The 4,701-nt window shown below is 45.2% G+C and carries 3 protein-coding genes; all 3 read left to right on the top strand.

Going from position 1 to position 4,701, the window contains the following annotated elements; all coding sequences use genetic code 11:
• The first annotated feature begins 189 nt into the window (after positions 1-189).
• The gene (gene acpP / locus PN457_RS06305) at positions 190-441 is read left to right on the top strand and encodes an acyl carrier protein (RefSeq protein ID WP_271732076.1); all 252 of its coding nucleotides are present in this window, start codon (positions 190-192) and stop codon (positions 439-441) included.
• Positions 442-598: 157 nt separating this feature from the next.
• Positions 599-1,849: a beta-ketoacyl-ACP synthase II gene (gene fabF / locus PN457_RS06310; RefSeq protein ID WP_271732077.1), complete on the top strand. Its 1,251-nt coding sequence runs from the start codon at positions 599-601 to the stop codon at positions 1,847-1,849.
• A 322-nt stretch (positions 1,850-2,171) separates the two neighbouring features.
• The gene (tkt, locus tag PN457_RS06315; RefSeq protein ID WP_271732079.1) at positions 2,172-4,184 is read left to right on the top strand and encodes a transketolase; all 2,013 of its coding nucleotides are present in this window, start codon (positions 2,172-2,174) and stop codon (positions 4,182-4,184) included.
• Positions 4,185-4,701: the final 517 nt, after the last annotated feature.

A 4,701-nucleotide genomic window follows, 5' to 3' on the forward strand; every position in this document is an offset into this window, starting at 1 on the left:
AACCAAGCAATGATAGCGGTAGTCTTTCTTGTAAATCTTAACTTGAGAAATATCGCGTCTGGCTAAGGCGTGCAAGTCTACTAAGGGATAACCGCTCCCATGCTCCCGTTGAAGTAGAAAGTAAAGTCTAGCTTTGTCTATGTTTTATATAGCAGCGCATAATAGCAACCGGTCAAGGAATTTTATTGTATGAGTGAAACAGACATTTTTGGAAAGGTGAAAAAAATTGTTGTGGACCAACTAAGTGTTGAAGAGGACAAAATTAAACCAGAGGCTAGTTTTGCCGATGATCTAGGAGCTGATTCCCTAGATACGGTGGAATTGGTGATGGCATTGGAAGAAGAATTTGATATCGAAATACCCGATGAAGCCGCTGAGAAAATTACTACCGTTCAACAGGCGGTAGATTACATCAACGAACAAGTTGCTGCATCGGCTTAAATAGCCATTGGGAATTGGGTACTGGGTATTTAGTACTGGTAATAATTAGATATGGAGCAAAATCTTCTCAATTAACTATTATCGGGTTTATGACCATACCTGCTTCCCAGTACCGAGTCCCTATTTTTGCAGCTTTCTCGCCAATTTTAACTGAGAAATGACAGATTATAAACGTAACCGTGTTGTTGTAACTGGTGTTGGCGCGATTACACCTATTGGTAATACACCAGATGAATATTGGGAAGGATTGTTAAGCGGACGTAATGGCATTGACAAAATCACATTTTTTGATGCGTCTAGCCATGATTGTCGCATTGCTGGTGAAGTGAAAAACTTCGATCCCCTTGCTTATATGGATCGCAAAGAAGCCAAGCGGATGGATCGGTTTTCCCAATTTGGGGTATCCGCTGCTAAACAAGCTGTATCTGATGCCAAGTTGGTGATTAATGAACTCAATTCTCAGCAGGTGGGAGTGATAATTGGCTCCGGCGTTGGTGGGTTGAAGGTGATGGAAGACCAGCAAACAATCTACCTCAACCGTGGACCTGATCGCTGTAGTCCCTTCATGATTCCCATGATGATCGCCAATATGGCGGCGGGATTAACGGCGATTCACACCGGTGCTCAAGGTCCTAATTCCTGCTCTGTGACCGCCTGCGCTGCCGGTTCTAATGCCATTGGTGATGCTTTTCGCCTAATTCAAAATGGTTATGCTCAGGCGATGATTTGCGGGGGATGTGAGTCGGCAATTACCCCTTTAGGTGTGGCTGGATTTGCCGCAGCTAGGGCCCTTTCCACTCGCAATCATGACCCGGCTCATGCTTGTCGTCCTTTCGATCGCGATCGCGATGGCTTTGTTATGGGTGAAGGTTCGGGTATTCTGATTCTAGAATCACTAGAACACGCCTTGAGTCGTGGTGCTCGCATTTATGCCGAAATGGTGGGCTATGGGATGACCTGTGACGCTTACCACATGACCGCCCCAGTACCAGGGGGAGAAGGTGCGGCTAGGGCTATGCAATTGGCTCTCAAAGATGGTGGACTCACCCCGGAAATGGTTAGCTATATTAATGCTCATGGGACTAGCACCCCGGCTAATGATTCTACAGAAACTGCGGCTATGAAAACGGCTTTGGGCGAGCATATCTATAAAGTCGCTGTCAGCTCTACCAAGTCGATGACCGGTCATCTTTTGGGCGGTTCGGGAGGTATTGAAGCAGTAGCGACTGTGTTAGCGATCGCTAATGATCAAATTCCCCCTACTATAAATTTAGAAAACCCCGACCCAGAGTGTGACTTAGATTATGTCCCTAATCACAGCCGCGCTCAAAAGGTTGATGTGGCACTATCTAACTCTTTTGGCTTCGGTGGTCATAATGTCACACTGGCCTTTAAGAAATATGTCTAAAATTCTCCAGGTTGCCGTTTTTGGCCTCTCCTGAGTTGATTTTCTGCGAAAGTATCACAAACATCCTTCATTGCTCAATCAATGGTTCAGCATGACCTAATGATGGCGGTGATTTATCAGTAGAATCTCAGGAGATCCCGTTTGTCGATCAACCATAGGGAATGGGATGATAAACATACTTACTGTGGGACAATTTGAATGAATGCTCAGTTAACAGGCTGAACTCATAACACTGATCACCTATAACTGTTAATTGTTCAAATTCACCACAGGGAGAAAAGAACTTCCAAGAATGCTAACCCGTCGTTAAATATCAGAAATTATGGCTGTTGCAACCCAATCCCTCGAAGAACTTTGTATTAACTCTATTCGCTTTTTGGCGGTTGATGCCGTAGAAAAAGCTAAATCGGGACATCCAGGATTACCCATGGGGGCGGCTCCTATGGCTTTTGTCCTCTGGGATCGCTTTATGCGATTTAACCCCAAAAATCCTAAGTGGTTCAACCGCGATCGCTTTATCTTGTCTGCGGGTCATGGCTCCATGTTGCAATATGCCCTGCTTTACCTGACAGGCTATGATAGTGTCAGTATTGAGGATATTAAGCAATTTCGTCAATGGGGGTCTAGGACCCCAGGCCACCCAGAAAATTTTGAAACCCCTGGGGTAGAAGTCACCACCGGTCCCCTGGGTCAAGGAATTGCTAATGGTGTGGGTTTGGCGATCGCCGAAGCTCATTTGGCTGCTAAATTCAATAAACCTGATGCCAAAATTGTTGACCACTATACCTATGTAATTTTAGGTGATGGTTGCAACATGGAGGGTGTATCTGGTGAGGCGGCTTCCTTTGCGGGTCACTTGGGCTTAGGCAAACTGATTGCATTGTATGACGACAACCACATCTCTATCGATGGTTCTACTGATGTAGCCTTCACAGAAGATGTATCAAAACGATTTGAATCTTACGGTTGGCACGTCCTACACGTTGAAAATGGAAATACGGATTTAGAGGCTATTGCCCAAGCAATTGCAGCCGCCAAAGCCGTCACCGACAAGCCCACCATGATTAAGGTAACCACCACCATCGGTTATGGTTCCCCCAACAAGGCTAATACTGCTGGTATTCACGGTGCCGCTTTGGGTGGAGATGAGGTAGCATTAACCCGCAAGAATTTGGGCTGGGAACACGAACCTTTTGTAATTCCTGAAGATGTTCTTGATCACACACGCAAAGCTGTAGAACGTGGCGCAGGTTACGAAGCTGAGTGGACTAAGACATTTGCTGATTACAAGGCTAAATACCCCCAAGAAGCCGCAGAGTTTGAACGTTACCTCAATGGTACACTGCCCGCCGGTTGGGAGCAAGTATTGCCTACCTACACCCCCGAAGATAAAGGACTACCTACCCGTAAACACTCGGAAACTTGCCTCAATAAATTGTCAGCGGTTTTACCTGAGTTAATTGGTGGTTCTGCGGATTTGACCCACTCCAACTTAACTGAACTCAAGGGTAAGGGCGACTTCCAAAAAGGAGCATACCAAAACCCCAACATTCACTTTGGTGTTCGGGAACACGCTATGGGAGCAATTTGTAATGGTATAGCTCTTCATGGTTCGGGATTAATTCCCTACGGTGCTACCTTCTTGATTTTCACAGATTATATGCGGGCGGCTATCCGTTTATCTGCTCTGTCTAAAGCTGGAGCAATTTGGGTGATGACTCACGACTCCATTGGACAAGGTGAAGATGGCCCCACACACCAACCTATAGAAACTCTGGCTTCCCTGCGTGCTATTCCTAACCTGACTGTATTTCGTCCCGCAGATGGTAACGAATGCTCTGGCGCGTACAAGGTGGCGATTGAAAGAGCCAAGCAGAATGATCCGACTCTGCTAGCTTTCACCCGTCAGAATGTTCCTAACTTGGCAGGTACTTCAGTTGAGAATGTGGCTAAGGGAGGATATACAGTAGTAGACTGTGAAGGTACACCAGATATTATCTTGATCGGTACTGGTTCTGAATTGAGTCTGTGTGTAACCGCATCTGAGAAACTCACCGCAGAAGGTAAAAAAGTCCGCGTTGTTTCTATGCCTTCTACCGATTTGTTTGATGAGCAAGAAGCAGCTTATAAAGAGTCTGTTCTACCTAAAGCTGTAACTAAGCGGTTGTCTGTAGAAGCTGCTGCTAGTTTCGGTTGGCATAAATACGTCGGTAGCGAAGGTGATACCGTGAGTATTGACCGCTTTGGCGCTTCCGCTCCCGGTGGTGTTTGTATGGAGAAATTTGGCTTTAGCGTTGATAACGTATTGGCTAAAGCTAAGGCTTTATTGGGTTAAGCAATATTATTTCAGCTTTTTTGGGGTAGGCTCAAGGGTCTACCCTTTTTTTAAACTCCAACTCCAAAACCCAGTGATAAGTATCCATCACCCATCTCATATTCAAGCGATCGCTAGTGGGGTATCTTTGGAGGGGTGCAAGATCCCCGACTTCTCACATAATTGGCATAGTCTAGTATAATTTGGCCAGAAGTCCGGGATCTGTGTGACGAGAAAATCATGTATGTGATCATACTCTAGACCGCCAATAAACCTTTGCGTACCTTTGCGCCAACCTTTGCGCCCTTTGCGTTTAACAACAGATAGTGGATATAAACGAATAGATGATAGATCACATGGGGGGTTTTATCTCTACCCTAGGGTAGATGACAAACTTACAGTTATTCTAACTTAAAGTTATTTACACTTGTATAAATTTTAATAAACTGTCTGCTAAATTACTGTCTGCTATCCTCTATATTGAAATTTCTGCCCTTGTATATCCCCTAGTTTCCCCATGTCCAGACTTTTGATTAGC

It is taken from the genome of Anabaenopsis arnoldii (assembly GCF_028331025.1).
Lineage (GTDB): Bacteria > Cyanobacteriota > Cyanobacteriia > Cyanobacteriales > Nostocaceae > Anabaenopsis > Anabaenopsis arnoldii.

Coding starts and splice junctions, on each gene's coding strand:
- acpP (WP_271732076.1), top strand. CDS start 190: ATGAGTGAAACAGACATTTTTGGAAAGGTGAAAAAAATTGTTGTGGAC.
- fabF (WP_271732077.1), top strand. CDS start 599: ATGACAGATTATAAACGTAACCGTGTTGTTGTAACTGGTGTTGGCGCG.
- tkt (WP_271732079.1), top strand. CDS start 2,172: ATGGCTGTTGCAACCCAATCCCTCGAAGAACTTTGTATTAACTCTATT.